We start from the raw sequence: 17422 nt of genomic DNA, 5'->3' as shown, positions 1-17422 counted from the left end.
AATCTTATTTAGGAGTTAATCTCGATGATCTCTGATTTGGTTAAAGCCAATCGGTTAAAAATTATTCTTAATAGTATTGTTGGTGCTTTTAGTGCTTTCTTTAGTATTTGGCTAATATCCTTAATTACCGATGATGCATTGGAACAGATTAGTGTTGACTTATTATCATGGACAATTAAGTTCTTCAGTGGGCTGGTTTGTTTATTTATTGTAAGTTCTTTTGCTAATTACTTAATGACAAAGTTAAGTGTGAAAATTATTTTTGAGGTTCGTAGTGCCTTAGTAAAACGAATCTTGAATACCCCTTATGCCATTTTGGATAGGATTGGAGGACATAAAGTTCAGGCCAGCTTAACATCTGATGTAAGTGATATTTCTAGGGCTATTTCTACTATGCCACAGTTTATTTATCATGTGATTACTGTGATTGCATGTTTGGGTTTTTTGGCATTCAAATCGATTGGTCTTTTTGTGGTCATCTTGGTTATTCTCCCATTAGGAATTTTGGTTTCGTGTTATTTCATCAGTAAAGCCGAAGCTTATGATGATATATATCGTGATGATTATGATAATCTTCATGAGCAGTTTAAAAGTCTGGTGGATGGGGTTAAAGAGCTGAATAACAATGAAAGACGAAAAAAATCGTTTTTTAATCGAGGTGTTTTACCATCATTAGAAAAGATTAATGATTCTGATCTTAGATCGGAAATTTTTTGGAAACTGAATGAAAATTGGGGTCAAGTACTATTATTCTTGGTTCTTGGGGCTATTTTATTTTCACATATTATGTGGGGAATAGGGGAAAGTAACGATATTCTTACCTTTATCTTTATAATGACATTCTTACTGGGGCCTGTTGATTTTATTTTATCATCCCAGGAAACTATAGTAAAAGCGCTTATATCTCTGCGTAAGATTGATCGCTTGAGGTTTTCTGAAAACTTATCAATGGAGCCAAGGTTAACCAACACAGAAGAATTTAAAGAGTGGTCTCGAATTTCCCTGCGTTCCATTAGCTTTAAGTATGCCGGTGAAGGGAACTGTTTTTCTGTTGGGCCGATTAATCTGGATATTCAGCGCGGCGAAATTATCCTTATTAAAGGCGGTAATGGCAGTGGTAAGTCAACTTTTGCCAAATTGTTGATTGGCTTATTGAATAAATCTGAAGGTGATATTTTCATAGATGATAAGGTGGTTAATAAAGATAACCGAGAGAATTATCTGAATATGTACAGTGTTATTCATTCGGATTTTTATCTATTTGATACGGTAATTAATCGAAAAGGTGAACTTGCCGATGATGAATTAACTCGTCAATATCTGAAAAAATTGGATTTAGCAGCAAAAGTCACGGTTAAAGATGGAAAATTATCCACAACTAAGCTTTCTCATGGTCAACGTAAGCGCTTAGCGCTGGTTATCTCTTATATGGAAGATGCACCTATTTATTTGTTTGACGAATGGGCAGCCGATCAGGACCCTAATTATAGAAGATTTTTCTATCATGAATTACTTCCTGAAATGAAGCGCGATGGAAAAACTATCATTGTTATTAGCCATGATGATAAATATTTTCATATCGCCGACAGAGTTATCACGATGGATAATGGTTTAGTAGATAATATTGAAATCAATGTACACCCCGATAAAGTAGAAAATGCGGCTTTATAGCCCGCTATTGCTAAGATGTAATCATAATATACCCTATGGATTTCAAGATGCATCGCGGCGGCAAGGGAGCGAATCCCCGGGAGCATAGAGAACTATGTGACCGGGGTGAGTGAGTGCAGCCAACAAAGAGGCAACTTGAAAGATGACGGGTATAAAACATAAATATCAGGAGGTTATCATGTTGGAACTATTTGAAGATCAATTGGCTGGAATTAGAGAAAAATATGGGAGTGACTGTTTAAAAAGAGTAGAGGATATGTTTTATCCTTTACTACAACAAAGAGCGCCATTACAAGCAGATGCCAAATATATCATGCCCGGTCTTTCTACCTCGCCGTGGTTGGATACGAATTCGTTTCCGCAATTGCAGCCGTTAGTCACCTCATTGATGAATAATGCGGGTAAAATAAAACAGGAAATTAACGCAGTCATCAGTGGTGAGTCTCAATATATCACCGATTATGAGCACTATTTGGGAACTCAAAAAGATTGGAAAGCATTATATTTATTTAAAAATGGTCAGCCTAATAACGCCGTTGCCAATATTTTGCCCGCTACATGGCATATTTTTAATAATGAATTACGGGATTGGCATTGTCCTCTATTGGAAGTTCATTTTTCGGTGTTGCAACCGGGTACGGTGATTAAACCGCATTGTGATTTATGGAATTTCACCCTTAATTTACATTTTGCGGTCGATATTCCTGCTAGCAATTGTGAGATCATCGTTGCGAATGAAGCCAGATGTTGGAAAGAAGGTGAGTGTTTACTTTTTGATTACTCTTATCAGCATGAAGCTTATAACCGTTCAGATAAACATAGAATTTGTTTATTAATGGATATCTGGCATCCCAATTTATCATTTGCAGAACGAGAAGCACTGGTTTTGATCATTACCGGTATTCGTAAACTTTTTGGTTAGTTTATACCCTATGGATTTCAAGATGGATCGCGACGGCAAGGGAGCGAATCCCCGGGAGCATAGATAGTGCAGCCAACAAAGAGGCAACTTGAAAGATAACGGGTATATTTTTCTAGGTATGTGTTGCTGGCTATTGGCAACACAGTTTAAAAGGACAGCCTATTATGAATAGAAAAGGGCAGTGCATCGTGTCTGATATTCAGGAGTTTGATGACTTCATTTTTGAGCTTGACTCAGCAGAACAGACATATTTAAAGCAGGCATTTTTAAAGTCTTCTCTAAAATATGACATTGATAATTTCGAATATTTTTATTGGAAATGTTTTTATCAATCATTTAATTTGCCTGTGCGTTTACAGAAAAAACTATTTGATTTTCGAGCGTTAGAAAATGAAAATTATTTATTGATAAAGGGATTGCCTGTCCCTGATGATCTTGGCTTAACGCCTTTATCTTATGAACAAACAAATAGTTCTGAGGTAGCGGGTGTTCGTACTTTGATATCAACGATATTATCTCGAATTGGGTATATTTATTCGTTTGTCAATAAAAAGAACTTTAATTTTATCGATGATGTTTTTCCAATGGAACAATATAAGAATGTGCAATTAGGCACAAATAAAGAGTTTTTGGAATGGCATGTTGAAGATGGTTTCCATGATGCAAAAGCAGACTGGGTTGCTTTATATTGTTTGCGTGGCGACAAAAATGCCGAAACCTACTTATTTCAAACAAAGAATATTCATTTGGATGCTGAAACCATTGCTGAATTGCAAGAACCAAACTTTGAGATCGATGTCGATCCGACCTTTATGTCGAATATTGGTGGCCGCCGTCGTGTTGCCATATTAAGTCAACATAAAGAGCCAGAAATGATATTTGATCCAGCTTATATGCGTTGTTTAACACCAAAGGCAGAAGCCGCGTTGGAAAAGTTGAATCAGTGTATTAATGAAAATAGAGAGGCTTTTATATTATCTCCTGGAGAAATGTTGCTATTTGATAACCGTAAAGTCGCTCATGCGCGTAGCGAATATGAACCTCGATACGATGGTTATGATCGTTGGTTACTCAGAGCATTAATATTGGAATCAAAATTCAAAGCCAGAGATTGCTTTTATACAGGCACTTTAAGGGCAAAATAAAAATGACATCATTTAAAACAGTATTATTTAAAAAAATATCATTTAAAACAATCACATTACTGTCAACTATTCTGTTGACAATAAGTTGTGGCGGATTTAAAAGTTATTCAGAAAAGACGACGACAGCATTTGAAGCGAAAATTGTTCGTACTCATTATGGTGTCCCACATATTTATGCGCAAGACTTGGGAAGCCTGAGTTTTGGCAATGCCTATGCTCAGGCACAAGATAATATATGCATCATGGCGGATCATTATGTACGCATTCGGGGAGAACGTGCGCGTTTCTTTGGTGCTGATAGAGATAAGCAGGGGGATTCACTGAATTTAATTGAGGACTTCGGTTATAAAGCTTTAGCTTTGGTGGAACAGGCGCGTGAGAAATGGCCGCAATTAAGTACTGATTCACAGGTAATTATTGATGGGTTTGTTGCAGGTTATAATACCTACCTGTCCCATGTAAAGGAAGGGCGTTATACCTTACCAAAAGCTTGTCGAGATAAAGAGTGGGTAGTGCCTATTCAACGTGAGGATGTGCTGGCATATGTGTTTTCTATTGCGGTATTTCCTGGTTCTGCTCAATTTCTTGCTGATTATTATGCTGCTGATCCCAATAAAGATGATCAAAAACAGTTGGCTTCACAGACATCAAGGAATAATGGTTATTCCATTGGTTCGAATGGTTGGGCATTAGGCCGTGACAAAGTTGAAGAGGTCAATAGCATGTTATTGGCGAACCCCCATTTTCCTTATGAAGGCAACATGCGTTTTTGGCAAGTGCATCATGTCATGAATGGAAAGATTGATGTCATGGGAGCGTCTTTAATTGGTTTCCCGGGTATTGTTAATATTGGATTTAATCACAATATTGCCTGGACTCACACTTATTCATCGGCTGAACATGTCATTGTTTATAAAATGCAAACTGCTGCTAATAATCCGCTCAATTATGTGATTGATGGTGTTATTAAACCGGTAATGTCGAAACCAATTCATATTGACGTCAAAACCGATAGCGGTATTGAAACTGTCACGAAAGATCATTTTTATACTGATATTGGGCCTATTATTGAAAATGAAGACTTTGCCTGGTCCGAGTCTGAATTTTATGTCGTGAAAGATGTCAATCTTTACAATCTTGATATGATTGATCATTGGTTGGCGTTGAATCGAGCGGATAGTCTTGCCGATGCAAAACAATCTTATAAAGATTTTAATGGCTTGGCTTTTAATAACACGCTGTTAACTGGTAAAGAAGGCGTTGGTATTTTTATTGGTGATAAAGCTGTACCGGCATTACCTCTTGAAGCTATTCAATTATTGAATGACAACGAAACCCTAGCGGCGGCACGTGAGAAGTATGGCGTGACTATTTTACCGGGTAACTCATCATCAATGATTTTTACCGAAGCCTTGGGTTATGATCAGACCCCACAGCTTGTGGAAACATCCTATGTACAAAATTCCAATGGTTCTCACTGGGCAACGAATCTGGAACATTTGCTCGAAGGTTTTTCTCCACTTCTTGGTAACGAGCGGAAGCCACTATCATTCAGAACTCGTATGGGGTTGCAACTAATAGAGGATGCGGCGGGTGATAATAAGCGATTTTCTCTCATGGAGTTAGAACGGGCGTTATTCTCTGAGCGTTCATATTTAGCCGAACTGATATTAAAAGATGTGATTTACCTATGTGATAAAACACCTAGCCGATTAATTAAACTGGAGAATGGCATGAAGGTGGATATTACGCAGGCATGTCAATTGCTATCACAATGGAACGGTGAATTTAATGCGGATAGTCGGGGCGCGATTATATTCCGTGAATTAGCGTTTTTAATTGATCAGCAAGAACATTTTGCCGTACCGTTTGATATAGTCCACCCGGCAACAACGCCACGCCAATTAAAACAAAGTGAAGAGCTTGTTACCTTGTTAGCACGGGCGGTTGCTAATGTGAAGAATGTGGGGCTGGCTTTAGATATTCCGGTAAGTAAATTTCAATTTATTGAAAGTACCGCACCTGACGGTAAACCGGCAGGTAATCGCATGAGTTGGCCGGGGTTATTTCAAGAAGAAGGCGGCTTTAATATGATCGCGACATGGGATGGGGATGAAACCCTATTTCCTAAACATCATTATACTGTGGGTAATGATGTGGTGAGTGGTGAAGTATTGGAATCGGAGCTAACTGATCAGGGATATCATATTCGTTATGGGTCTAGTTGGATAATGTTGGTGGCATTTGATCAACAAGGGCCTAATGCGCGCGGGTTACTCACTTATTCGCAATCTTCTGATATTGATTCGCCTCATTTTGCAGATCAGAGCAGATATTATTCTCATTATAAACAGCTATTGCCGTTGCCTTATTGGTTAGAAGAAGTTCAGCAATCAACTATTTCGGAATTGATTATCCAACATTAAGTTAAGATTGCTTGGCACCGGTTCACAAGAAATTTTTTGATGTTTTTAACATATACCCTATGGATTTCAAGATGCATTGCGACGGCAAGGGAGCGAATCCCCGGGAGCATAGATAACGATGTGACCGGGGTGAGTGAGTGCAGCCAACAAAGAGGCAACTTGAAAGATAACGGGTATAAGCATTATAGCTGGCTGGCTGCTTCAGCCAGTTATAGAAAATACTATTTATTCTTTGGAACGATATAAATATGATGGATTTTTCTAATTCTAGTTATCAGAAATGCGTAGAGTTCACCATGCCATCCATAGAGGATGTATCTGCTTGTATGATGAATAGAGTCCCTTTTATTATTCGAGGAGGCGCTGAACAGTGGGTAGCAAGAACAAAGTGGACATGGGACTATTTTCAGCAAAAATTTGGTCATCACCTGATAAAAGTATTTCGATCATCAAATAATAAAGATAATAAATATATGTCTCTTGGTGACTATATTGATTATATAAAAGATGTGGAAGAACCCGATCCTTATTATGCTTCTGCGTGGCCATTTTCGCTCTATTTTAAAGAATTGGTGAGTGATTATGAGGTCCCTGACTACTTTTCTTGCTTAATTCGTCAACGTGTTTCAGACGATATTTTGCATAATGAAGCAGCATTATTATTACTTCGCTGGATTTATATGGGGCCTAAAAACAGCGGCTCTCGTATGCATTTGGATATTGCTTCTACTCATGCCTGGAATGCGGTGATTAGTGGTCGAAAAGAGTGGGTATTTTATGGGCCGGAAGAGGCAATGAAAATAGGTTATGGCAAAGTTGATGCTTTTAACCCTGATCTGGTCTTATATCCCGATTTCATTCAGGCTCAAGGAATTCATTGTATACAGAATCCTGGTGATATTGTTTTCACGCCTTGTACACACTATCATCAAGTTAAAAATTTGGTGGCGGGAATTTCGATCACTGAAAACTTTATTAATGACACGAACTTGGAGCTTGTTAAGCATTCCATAAACAACGACGATGATATATCACCTGAACAGGCGAATTTTATTCGAATGTTGATTCCTGAGTTAAGTTAACCTGAATTCTGTTTAAACCGTCACTCTCGGATGGAAAAATTCAGTGACGGTTTCTTCTTTATTTAAACAATAGGCAATGAGTCCACCGAACATGGCTAATAAATTCCTCTTGCTAGTACATGGTCGTGAACGTTCTACGACCATGATGTAGTGTGGAAAACCCGGTATATCAATAAATTGATGTGTGTAATGATGATTTATTATCTCTGCTTATCTTTATTCCATTTACAGGCCATTTAGCGGAATTGAGAAGAAACGCGGCGGGTTGTCCAGTTGTACCAATAACGAGCTCTCCGACTTTTAATGAAACGCTATATGGAATGGCATGAAAAATCTCAGGTGTAACTTCAACGAAGTTTTTAGTTAAAAACTGAATTGATTGAATGGAATCAGCTTGAAAACGCGTTGAAGTTGCCTTAAATAAAATCCAATAAAGACAATATGTTGGAGGGTATTTTTGAGAGGTTTAATACTTAAGGTTCAGTGTATGAGCGGTGATTATAAGTAATATCAAACCGTTAGAGTTAAATAAATCAGTATAAAAAATCACATGATCATTGTTTGTTGTGTGGTGAATATTGCCTTATTTGCACATAGGGAAATACCCTTGCCCGTGACGTTAATCTCTGTGATTTTGCTCGATGCTCATGAAAATAATCCCGCAGATTTTAAAAAAACAACAAATTCTGTCGTCAAAGCGACATTCCTGCATAAAGTGTTTTAACATTTGGTTGTTAAATACGTACAATCTCGTTCCTGAATGTGTTCTCTACAAGAATAGGCTTAGTTTGTCACTGATCCAATTTTACACATCGCGGAGCCGCCTGCCAGCTTGGCTCGGTATATTCGCGATACTGATGTTGTTCATTGCGCCAGTGATCTCCCGGTCACTGGAACATGTGCGCATTGGTGAGGCTCATTCATCGAAAGTGGTCGATTGCCATAGGGTGATGTCATCTGACGGTGATATGCCTTGGAATATGTCTCATTCTGACGTTTCTTCCGTATCATATGTTACTAACCATCATGATGGCATGCAGATGGGTATGCATGGTGGTGGTATGTCGATGTTGGAGGATATTGCCTGTGGATACTGCGTTTTTCTGATCCATATACCTATGCTGGATTTGGCGAATACACCGCTATTTTGGTCAACTTCGCTGACTTCACGGCCACCACCGATTCAAACCGTAGCTTCCTTTCTGCCGCATTTCATCTTTTCTGATTCGTTGCCTCGTGCTCCGCCTGAACAGATCTTATCTCATTAATTTAAACATAATGAAATGTCTTGTCCTGCTCATTATTGAGTCAGGAAAAGTCTGTTCATACCAAAAACGATTTGGTTGGATTCTATAACGTATTCCGCTGTTGATAGAAATATCTCTTCGGAAGGTGGATTCACATTAAGGAAAGATGATGTTCGAAAAAAATTCTCTTCATAAAAAAAATAGGCTATCCCATTGTATCCGTTCGGCGATGCCACTTTTTCTGCTAGCGACTTTTAATGGCTATGCGGCTGAAACTTCACCTGATTCACGTGATCATGTGCACGGTTTAAAAACCAATGATGGTGATGTGATCACGGTAACAGCACCTTTGCATTCTCCTTTGTCAATTGTCACCTCGCCAAAAACCCCCCGTCAGCCGGTTCCGGCAAGTGACGGCTCTGATTATTTAAAAACCATACCCGGATTTGCTCAAATCCGTAATGGAGGCACCAATGGTGATCCAGTATTTCGGGGAATGTTTGGTTCTAGAATTAAGCTCCTGACTGATGGTGCAGAAATGCTAGGAGCTTGTCCCGGCAGAATGGATGCCCCTTCATCCTATATTTCGCCAGAAAGTTATGATTTGCTGACAGTCATTAAAGGGCCTCAAACGGTGTTGTGGGGAGCTGGTGCTTCCGCAGGGACCGTAAGATTTGAACGTGAACATCCTCGATTTGATCAGCCGGGAGTCAAATTCAATGCCAGTGGATTGATGGGTTCAAATGACCGTTGGGATGGCAATGTAGATGCCAGTATTGGCAATGAATTGGGATATTTACGTTTAATGGCAAATAAATCCCGTTCAAATGACTACAAAGATGGTGGTGGGTATCGCGTTCCTTCACGTTGGGATAAATGGAATAGTGATCTGGCGTTAGGGTGGACTCCGGATAAAGATACATTGCTTGAGTTGACCGCGGGAAAAGGGGACGGAGAAGCTCGTTATGCTGGACGTAGCATGGATGGTTCGCAATTCAAACGCGAAAGTCTCGGTGTGCGTTTTGAGAAATCTAACCTCGGTGAAGTGCTTGATAAGGTTGAAGCCCAAGTTTATTACAACTATACCAACCATATTATGGACAATATAACTTTGCGTTCTCCGAATAGCGCCATGTCAATGGGTATGCCTTCTTCGAGTTGTAAACATATGTGTGGTATGCACATGAATATGAATCACGGTATGTCTATGCAACTGGATCGTCGCGTTGTGGGAGGGCGAGTCATGGGTACCTGGCTATGGCAAGACTTCAAATTGGAAAGTGGCGCAGATACGCAAACCAATATCCATCGTAATAAAGCAGGTAATGTATGGCAAAAGGATGCTCAATTCTATAACTATGGCCTATTTGGTGAGCTAACTTGGTATGCTACAGAACAGAGCGAATTGATAACCGGTGCCCGTCTTGATCGCAGCCGAGCAAAGAAATTTGCTGGTAATAGTGAAAAAGAGCGTAATGATACCTTGCCGAGTGGTTTTGTGCGCTTAGAGCATACTCTGGCTGATGTGCCAATGATGTTTTATGCCGGTATTGGTTACACCGAGCGTTTCCCCGACTATTGGGAACTGTTCTCGCCGACATATGGTCCGGTGGGGAGTGCCAGTGCTTTTGATGGGGTAAAAAGTGAGAAAACCACTCAACTTGATATTGGCGCTCAATATACTGGAGAACGTTTTAATGGTTGGGTATCCGCTTATATAGGGCGTGTAAATGATTTCATTTTATTTAGATATAGCCCGACAAACGCCCGCATTAGTCAGGCTGATAATATCAATGCCAATATCATGGGCGGAGAAATGGGCTTTGGTTATCAATTGACAGATCATTGGAAAACGGATGCCAGCCTTGCCTATGCCTGGGGAGAAAACCGGACGGATAACCAGCCAATGCCTCAGATCCCACCTTTGGAAGCACGCTTCGGATTGACCTATGAACGTGGTGATTGGAGTAGTACCGGTTTGTGGCGGTTGGTGAGCAGCCAGCATCGGATTGCTGTGGGGCAGGGGAATGTTGTCGGCAAAGATTTTCAAGATAGTTCAGGTTTCGGCGTACTTTCGGCCAACGTTGCCTATAAGGTTAACAAAAATGTCAAAGTGAACGCTGGCATCGACAATATTTTGGATAAAGAATACAGCGAACACCTTAACCTTGCCGGTAATAGCACCTTTGGTTATTCAGCGAATACCTCAGTGAATGAACCCGGCCGGACAGTGTGGGCGAAAGTAGATGTAAAATTCTAATGAGAAAATGGCGTCCAATTATTGGGCGCCAATATTTGTTTTCCCTTTTCCTGATCGATGACTATTTCTTATTACCGATATACGGATAAACTTTTACATAATCAACATCGAATGTTGCGGTTGTTTTATTTATCGGGCCATAACCTTGTGCTGGATAACTGCGAGGTACTTCGGAGCTTAAAATAATATATTGGTTGGCGATTGAAATTGGAACTTGATCTAATCCTGACAGATTTTGAGCAATATCATCGATATAAAATGTATAACCACTTGGTGTCCATGCCACAGCAAATTTGTGGAATTGGCCATCAACAAGTTTATTTGTAGACAATCTCTTTGACCACTCCTTATGAGCGCTACCATAACCATTCCAGTGAATAGCATGGTCATATTGATCCTGTTTCGCTTCGGCTAAATGTTCAAATACATCAATTTCGACACCTGATTTTTCTGGGTTTGTTAAATCGTGACCCATTGTCGGTGACTGGATCCAGAACGCCACTTGATTACCCTCTGCACGATTGAATCTGATAGCGGCTTCCCAATAGCCATATGCTTGTAGGAAACTTTTTTGTGTTGAAATCATGCCGCAATAATTCTGTAGCTTGCCAGAAGAACTATCGGAATAGGTTTTTATGGTTAAATGACCATTTCGCACGATAACTGCTGATTGAGTATTAATACAATTTTTTCTGACGCCCAGGCCACGGTGATCCCATTTTTGGGTATTAAGTGTTATGCCATCGAAATTATCTTCGAATGAGGGCGTGGAGCTAAATTCATTGGGGATTTTTGCCGAAGCATACCCGCAGATCAATGAACTTAATAACAACGTGTGGGTTAGCTTAATTTTCATCTATTTTCCTTGTATGTTTGACGTGAATAATAGCCATTTAGGCGTTATGACGCGTTTTCCTAGGATGAGTAACTTAATCGAATATTGGCAACAGGGTTACCGACTTAATTTATTACTCCTATGCTTTTTGTTTTTAGTTATTTTGGACGTAATTAATATTGATTGATGAAAATGAAAATCGGCAATATTGATTGGGGAGAAAGAATTGAAATAGATACAGTGAAGAAAGTTATTATGGTGAGTAAATAGAACCCCGCTCGCCAGAACGGGGTATATACCCGTTATCTTTCAAGTTGCCTCTTTGTTGGCTGCACTCACTCACCCCGGTCACATAGTTCGCTATGCTCCCGGGGATTCGCTCCCTTGCCGTCGCGATGCATCTTGAAATCCATAGGGTATATAGGGTAACTCTGAATTATTTAGATGCATCCAGCGCTTGGGCAAGATCGGCAATAATATCATCGATATGTTCAATGCCGATTGACAAGCGGATCATATCTTGTGATACGCCAGCTTTAATTAACTCTTCATCATTTAATTGGCTATGCGTTGTTGACGCTGGATGACAGGCGAGTGATTTAGCGTCGCCAATGTTAACCAGTCGTACAATCAATTTTAGTGCGTCAATAAATCGTGCGCCGGATTGCTGCCCGCCTTTAATACCGAAGGAGAGGATAGCTGATGGCTTCCCATTCATATAGTGCTGAGCCAGTTCATGTTCTTGGTGGTTTGACAGCCCGGCATATTTCACCCAACTAACTTGAGGATGATCTTGCAGATAATGAGCGACTTTCAGCGCATTTTCAGTATGACGCTCCATTCTTAATGCCAGAGTTTCTAATCCTTGCAGGATAAGGAAAGCATTAAAAGGCGACAGTGCAGCTCCCATATTACGTAGCGGTACGACACGGCAATGTCCGATAAAGGCAGCCTTGCCGAATTGTTCGGTATAAACGACGTTATGGTAGGAGGGGTCCGGGGTCGTCAATATGGCAAACCGTTGCTTATGTTTTTTCCAGGGGAAATTGCCGGAATCTACAATGATGCCGCCAATAGAATTACCATGTCCTCCCATATACTTGGTTAAAGAGTGAATAACAATGTCAGCGCCATGCTCAATGGGGCGGCAAAGCACAGGGGTGGCGACAGTATTGTCAACAATTAAAGGGACGCCATGACGATGAGCCACTTCGGCAAATTTTTTCAGATCAACAATATTACCTGCCGGGTTACCAATAGATTCACAGAATACTGCTTTGGTACGATCATCAATTAGTGACTCCAATGCTGCGATATCGTCGTGTTCAGCAAATCGTGTTTCAATACCGAATCGCGGCAATGTGTGAGCCAGCAGGTTATAAGTGCCGCCATATAATTTAGCAACAGATATAATGTTATCTCCAGCGCTGGCAATGGATTGAATCGCACAGGTGACAGCCGCCATGCCAGATGCAACCGCTAAAGCAGCGACTCCTCCTTCAAGTAGAGCAACCCGTTTTTCCAATACATCATTGGTAGGGTTCATAATGCGAGAATAGATGTTGCCCTCAACCTTTAAATCAAATAGGTCGGCGCCGTGTTGAGTATCGTCAAACGCATAGGATGTCGTTTGATAGATAGGAACGGCAACAGCTTTGGTTGTTGGATCTGGGGAATATCCGCCGTGGATAGCAAGAGTTTCTGGTTTCATTTTCGATCTCTTCTTTTACGGTAAGATGACATATGTCTTTGATGGATGGTGTAAGCAGTTTTTGTTAAAACCATATACCCGTCATCTTTCAAGTTGCCTCTTTGTTGGCTGCACTCACTCACCCCGGTCACATAGTTATCTATGCTCCCGGGGATTCGCTCCCTTGCCGTCGCGATGCATCTTGAAATCCATAGGGTATAGCCTTACTTACTATTGCTCATAAATAATTTAATTGATATCTCTTTTTGATTGATGAACTATTAGAACAGATATCTGTATAGACATGATATTTCCGCTAATTCTTTATTAATTAAAGAAATAATTTGAAAAAGTGACTAATTATTTGCTTTAGCTATGTTAGTATTTTTATTTTTTTAATAATGTGGATGTTATCACAAAATAGTTCAATAATTTCATCCAAGTAACATTAACTATTAATATAGAAAATGGGAACAAAATACTTAAATAAATATTCAATCTTTTAAAAAGATCACAAAAATTTCTGTGAAATAGTTAGTTTTCGTTAGATTGCTTTAATTTATTTCTTCACTGTTGCCTGAACGAAAATAGAAGGTATACTCATCGTTCTGATTTTTTCAAACTTTTTTAAATGATTTTGGTCGTAATTTATTGTTAGTATGATCAATATTGGCACTAACCAATAAATTAATGGGATTCTTATGGCTAAGTTTTCAAACCGGCGGGAGTTAAAACAACTTTTATTTTTCTCTTTCCCTATCATCGTTAGTCAGATAGCACGTACGGCAATGAGTTTTGTCGATATTGTGATGTCTGGTCACTATGCTACGGCTGATTTAGCAGCAGTAACATTAGGCAGTAGTATTTGGTTTCCTATATTTGTATTAGGATATGGGATGATTATCATGCTCGCAGCAGATGTAGCTAAGCAGAAAGCGCAACATGATGACGAAGGGATTAAAGCAAGTCTTAAAAATTACTTGTTTCTAGCGGTGATACTTTCGATACCAATAATTATTTTATTAATATTAGTTAGCTGGCTACTTTCACTCATAGGCATAGATGAGCATATTTTAGAAATTACCCAGGGCTATGTTCTTGCGATGGCATGTGGTGTTCCTAGTGTTATGATATTTAATGTTTTTCGTTCATTTCTACAAGGATTGGAAGATACGAAAACCGCCATGTATTTATCTGCTGGTGCTTTATTATTGAATATACCATTAAATTACATATTTATTTATGGAAAACTGGGTTTACCAGCAATGGGGGGCATTGGCGCGGGTATTACAACTGCGGTTATTAATAACCTAAGTGCTGTATGTCTGATTGCCTATTTTTTGCTAAAGAATAAATATCGTCGCTATAGGCCAGATTTCAGTTTACCAAAATATAATGATTTAATTAGGACGTTTTATATTAGCATGCCAAGTGGATTGGCTCTTTTTGTTGAAATGGTATTTCTGGATGTAATTGCTATTACTGCCGCTCCTTTAGGTGCTCAAGTCATTGCTGCACATAATATTATGCTTAATATTACCTCTATCATCTATACCGTAACTGGGGGGATTGCAGCCGCCGTGACAGTGAGAGTCGGTTCCTATATTGGGAAGAGAGATAGAACATCATTAACAGGTACTATAAGGATCTCAATTGCTTTAATTTTATCTATTTCCGCAGTTATTGGCGTTTTAATCTACTATTTCGCAGGTTCATTTATTTCACTCTATACTAACGATAATGGAGTCATAATAATTGCGCTTAACATAATCTTTCTGTTATGCCTGTTCCAATTCTTTGACTCTTGCCAGGCGGCTTTATCCGGTATTTTACGGGGTTTTCATGATACCCGATCAGTATTTTACGCGCCGTTATTCGGGTATTGGCTAGTGGGTTTGCCATTGGGGTTTGTTTTAGCTTTGACAAACTGGGTAACCGAGAGTATGGGAATTATAGGATTTTGGTATGGGTTGGTTTTGGGGCTTTTTGTGAACGCTATTTTGCTGTTTATCATATTAAAGGTTAGACAGAAAGGAATGATTTCTCGGTTGGTTTCCTGACTTAACCACAGAGTATTCTAGTAAATAATTTAGGGCAATATCATGAAGTATATTATTTTAATGATGGTTTTATTGGCTTCTAATGTGTATGCGGAAAATATAGAAAAATATATTCCCAAAACGGTGTTTACAGGTATGCATTATGAGGATAAAGAAATTACTCTGAAAACACCCAGAACTGTTGAGGAGTTTCGTAACTTAGAGAAACTTGCAGCAAAAGGGAGTGCTGATGCTAATTTTTTGTTGGGGCGTTTATATAGTGATATTTCATTACCAAGTTCGGAAAGGGATTATCAAATAGCTAAATATTATTATGAGAAAGCCTTAGATTTAGATAACAATCACATATTGGCTTTATTTTGGTTAGGTGTGGTTTACGAATCTGGAGATAGCGATAAGCAGGATGCAAAAAAAGCATTAGAATTTTACGAAAGAGCCGGTAGCCAAGGTCTTTTAAAGGCATACAATAATATGTCTGTCATTTATTTACATGGTGATGGTAATGTTCCACAAGATTTAGAAAAGGCGAAAATATATTTCCAGAAAATAGCTGATATGGGGGATAAAGAAGCTAAGTTTTCTTTAGAGCATTGGGATATCATAATGATACAGTTAGGATATAAAGAACCTGAATGATATTCATATCAGTCTGATCGTTATTATATCTACATTTAATTCCCTATCTAAAGATGGGGGATTTTATTAAATTATTTAAATGATTTATCTAACTCTTTCAGTTAGTATAAAATACTATCAATATTGCTATTTGACAGCTTATTCATAAAAATCATTTTATAAGGTTATGATTATTAAATCTGTTATCAATAAAGATTTATATTTAAGTCAGAATTTGAGTTACATTCTTAATATATTTATTTTACTCAGTTTAGTAAGTAATATATTTATATTTTGGATGGTTGTTTTTCCTATTTGATAATATATTTGCCTTTGGAAAAATAGGAAACTATACTTTCTTCTGGTAAGAAAATGGAAAATGGCTTTGAAGTTGAAGATTGAGAATGTTCAAAATGAACCTCGTTCAGCTACAGAGTATTCTGATAAATAATTTAGGACAATCTCATGAAATATATTATTTTAATGATGGTTTTATTGGTTTCTAATGTATATGCGGAAAATATAGAAAAATATATTCCGAAAACGGTGTTTACAGGAATGAATTATGAGGATAAGGAAATTACTCTGAAAACACCCAGAACCGTTAAGGAGTTCCGTAACTTAGAAAAAATCGCAGCGAAAGGGAGTGCTGATGCTAATTTTTTGTTGGGGCGTTTATATAGTGATAGTGCATTAGTAAGACCTGAAAGAGATTATCAAATGGCTAAATATTATTATGAGAAAGCTTTGAGCTTAGATGGAAATCATATGTTGGCTTTATATTGGCTAGGTGGAATTTATAAATATGAAGGTAGAGATAAACAAGATGTGGAAAAAGCAATAGAACTTTATGAAAGAGCAGGTAGTTTGGGTCTTATAAGGGCATATAACAGTATTGCTGTCACTTATTTACATGGTGACGGCAACGTTCCACAAGATTTAGAGAAAGCAAAAATGTATTTCCGTAAGATGGCTGATATAGAGGATGAAGAATCTAGATATATATTAGAACATTGGGACATAATACTGATACAGCAGGGATATAAGGAGCCTGAGTGATGCTCATATTTTAACCTAACAGCTATCATATCTACATAAATTCCCTGTCGAAAGGTAGGGGATTTCTCTGATTTTATTTAAATAACTTAATTGAATTCTTTCATCTTGGAGCTAAAAGAGTATCAATATTGCCATTTGATTATTTATTTTATAAAAAATTACAGTTAATTTTAATTTACTTTAAAAAACTGTGGTTATTTAATTTTTCATCAATGGTAAATGATATTTAGTTAGAGTTTAAGTTATGTCAGTAATGTTTTCGTTTTAGTGAATTTAATAATTTATATATTAGTGATCATTCTCGTAATAAATATATTTATATCTGGAAAAATAATTTTTCCTATTTAAATCATTTAGATGAGATATATATTTTTGATTTTTATTTATCATTGTTAAGTATTTCTTAATTA

12 protein-coding genes are annotated in these 17422 nt (G+C 38.3%); 10 read left to right on the top strand and 2 right to left on the bottom strand.

Going from position 1 to position 17422, the window contains the following annotated elements:
* The first annotated feature begins 24 nt into the window (after positions 1-24).
* The 7 genes from LG003_RS03685 to LG003_RS03655 all read left to right on the top strand — a co-directional run bounded on the left by LG003_RS03685 (position 25) and on the right by LG003_RS03655 (position 10753).
* A complete protein-coding gene (locus LG003_RS03685; protein ID WP_112876697.1) occupies positions 25-1671 on the top strand; it encodes a cyclic peptide export ABC transporter in 1647 nt (548 codons plus the stop codon).
* 178 nt (positions 1672-1849) lie between these two features.
* Entirely contained in the window at positions 1850-2593 is a 744-nt protein-coding gene (locus LG003_RS03680) for an aspartyl/asparaginyl beta-hydroxylase domain-containing protein (RefSeq protein ID WP_262980173.1), read from the top strand.
* A 164-nt stretch (positions 2594-2757) separates the two neighbouring features.
* Positions 2758-3738, top strand: coding sequence for a TauD/TfdA family dioxygenase (locus LG003_RS03675; RefSeq protein WP_192880988.1), 981 nt, complete (start codon positions 2758-2760; stop codon positions 3736-3738).
* Positions 3739-3740: 2 nt separating this feature from the next.
* On the top strand, positions 3741-6164 hold the full coding sequence (locus tag LG003_RS03670; protein ID WP_262980172.1) for an acylase: 2424 nt from the start codon (positions 3741-3743) through the stop codon (positions 6162-6164).
* A gap of 326 nt (positions 6165-6490) precedes the next feature.
* Positions 6491-7246, top strand: coding sequence for a cupin-like domain-containing protein (locus tag LG003_RS03665; RefSeq protein ID WP_262980171.1), 756 nt, complete (start codon positions 6491-6493; stop codon positions 7244-7246).
* A gap of 731 nt (positions 7247-7977) precedes the next feature.
* Positions 7978-8514 (top strand): DUF2946 domain-containing protein, encoded by a 537-nt coding sequence (locus LG003_RS03660; protein WP_315903370.1) that lies wholly within the window; start codon positions 7978-7980, stop codon positions 8512-8514.
* Positions 8515-8659: 145 nt separating this feature from the next.
* Entirely contained in the window at positions 8660-10753 is a 2094-nt protein-coding gene (locus LG003_RS03655) for a TonB-dependent copper receptor (RefSeq protein WP_262980170.1), read from the top strand.
* A 61-nt stretch (positions 10754-10814) separates the two neighbouring features.
* Here LG003_RS03655 and LG003_RS03650 read toward each other — a convergent pair whose 3' ends face one another.
* Positions 10815-11609, bottom strand: a complete 795-nt coding sequence (locus tag LG003_RS03650) for a glycoside hydrolase family 16 protein (protein WP_262980169.1) — start codon at positions 11607-11609, stop codon at positions 10815-10817.
* 415 nt (positions 11610-12024) lie between these two features.
* Positions 12025-13299, bottom strand: a complete 1275-nt coding sequence (locus tag LG003_RS03645; RefSeq protein ID WP_112876690.1) for a bifunctional O-acetylhomoserine aminocarboxypropyltransferase/cysteine synthase — start codon at positions 13297-13299, stop codon at positions 12025-12027.
* Positions 13300-13979: 680 nt separating this feature from the next.
* Here LG003_RS03645 and LG003_RS03640 point away from each other — a divergent pair.
* The 3 genes from LG003_RS03640 to LG003_RS03630 all read left to right on the top strand — a co-directional run bounded on the left by LG003_RS03640 (position 13980) and on the right by LG003_RS03630 (position 17012).
* Positions 13980-15338: an MATE family efflux transporter gene (locus LG003_RS03640; protein ID WP_262980168.1), complete on the top strand. Its 1359-nt coding sequence runs from the start codon at positions 13980-13982 to the stop codon at positions 15336-15338.
* Between the two features lie 42 nt (positions 15339-15380).
* Positions 15381-15974, top strand: coding sequence for a tetratricopeptide repeat protein (locus LG003_RS03635; protein WP_262980167.1), 594 nt, complete (start codon positions 15381-15383; stop codon positions 15972-15974).
* 444 nt (positions 15975-16418) lie between these two features.
* Positions 16419-17012 (top strand): tetratricopeptide repeat protein, encoded by a 594-nt coding sequence (locus LG003_RS03630; protein WP_262980166.1) that lies wholly within the window; start codon positions 16419-16421, stop codon positions 17010-17012.
* Positions 17013-17422: the final 410 nt, after the last annotated feature.

The sequence above is a fragment of the Photorhabdus kleinii genome, assembly GCF_025384885.1.
Taxonomy (GTDB): domain Bacteria; phylum Pseudomonadota; class Gammaproteobacteria; order Enterobacterales; family Enterobacteriaceae; genus Photorhabdus; species Photorhabdus kayaii.
The sequence above is the reverse complement of the archived record's forward strand: the minus strand, read 5'-3'. Positions and strand labels throughout refer to the sequence as shown.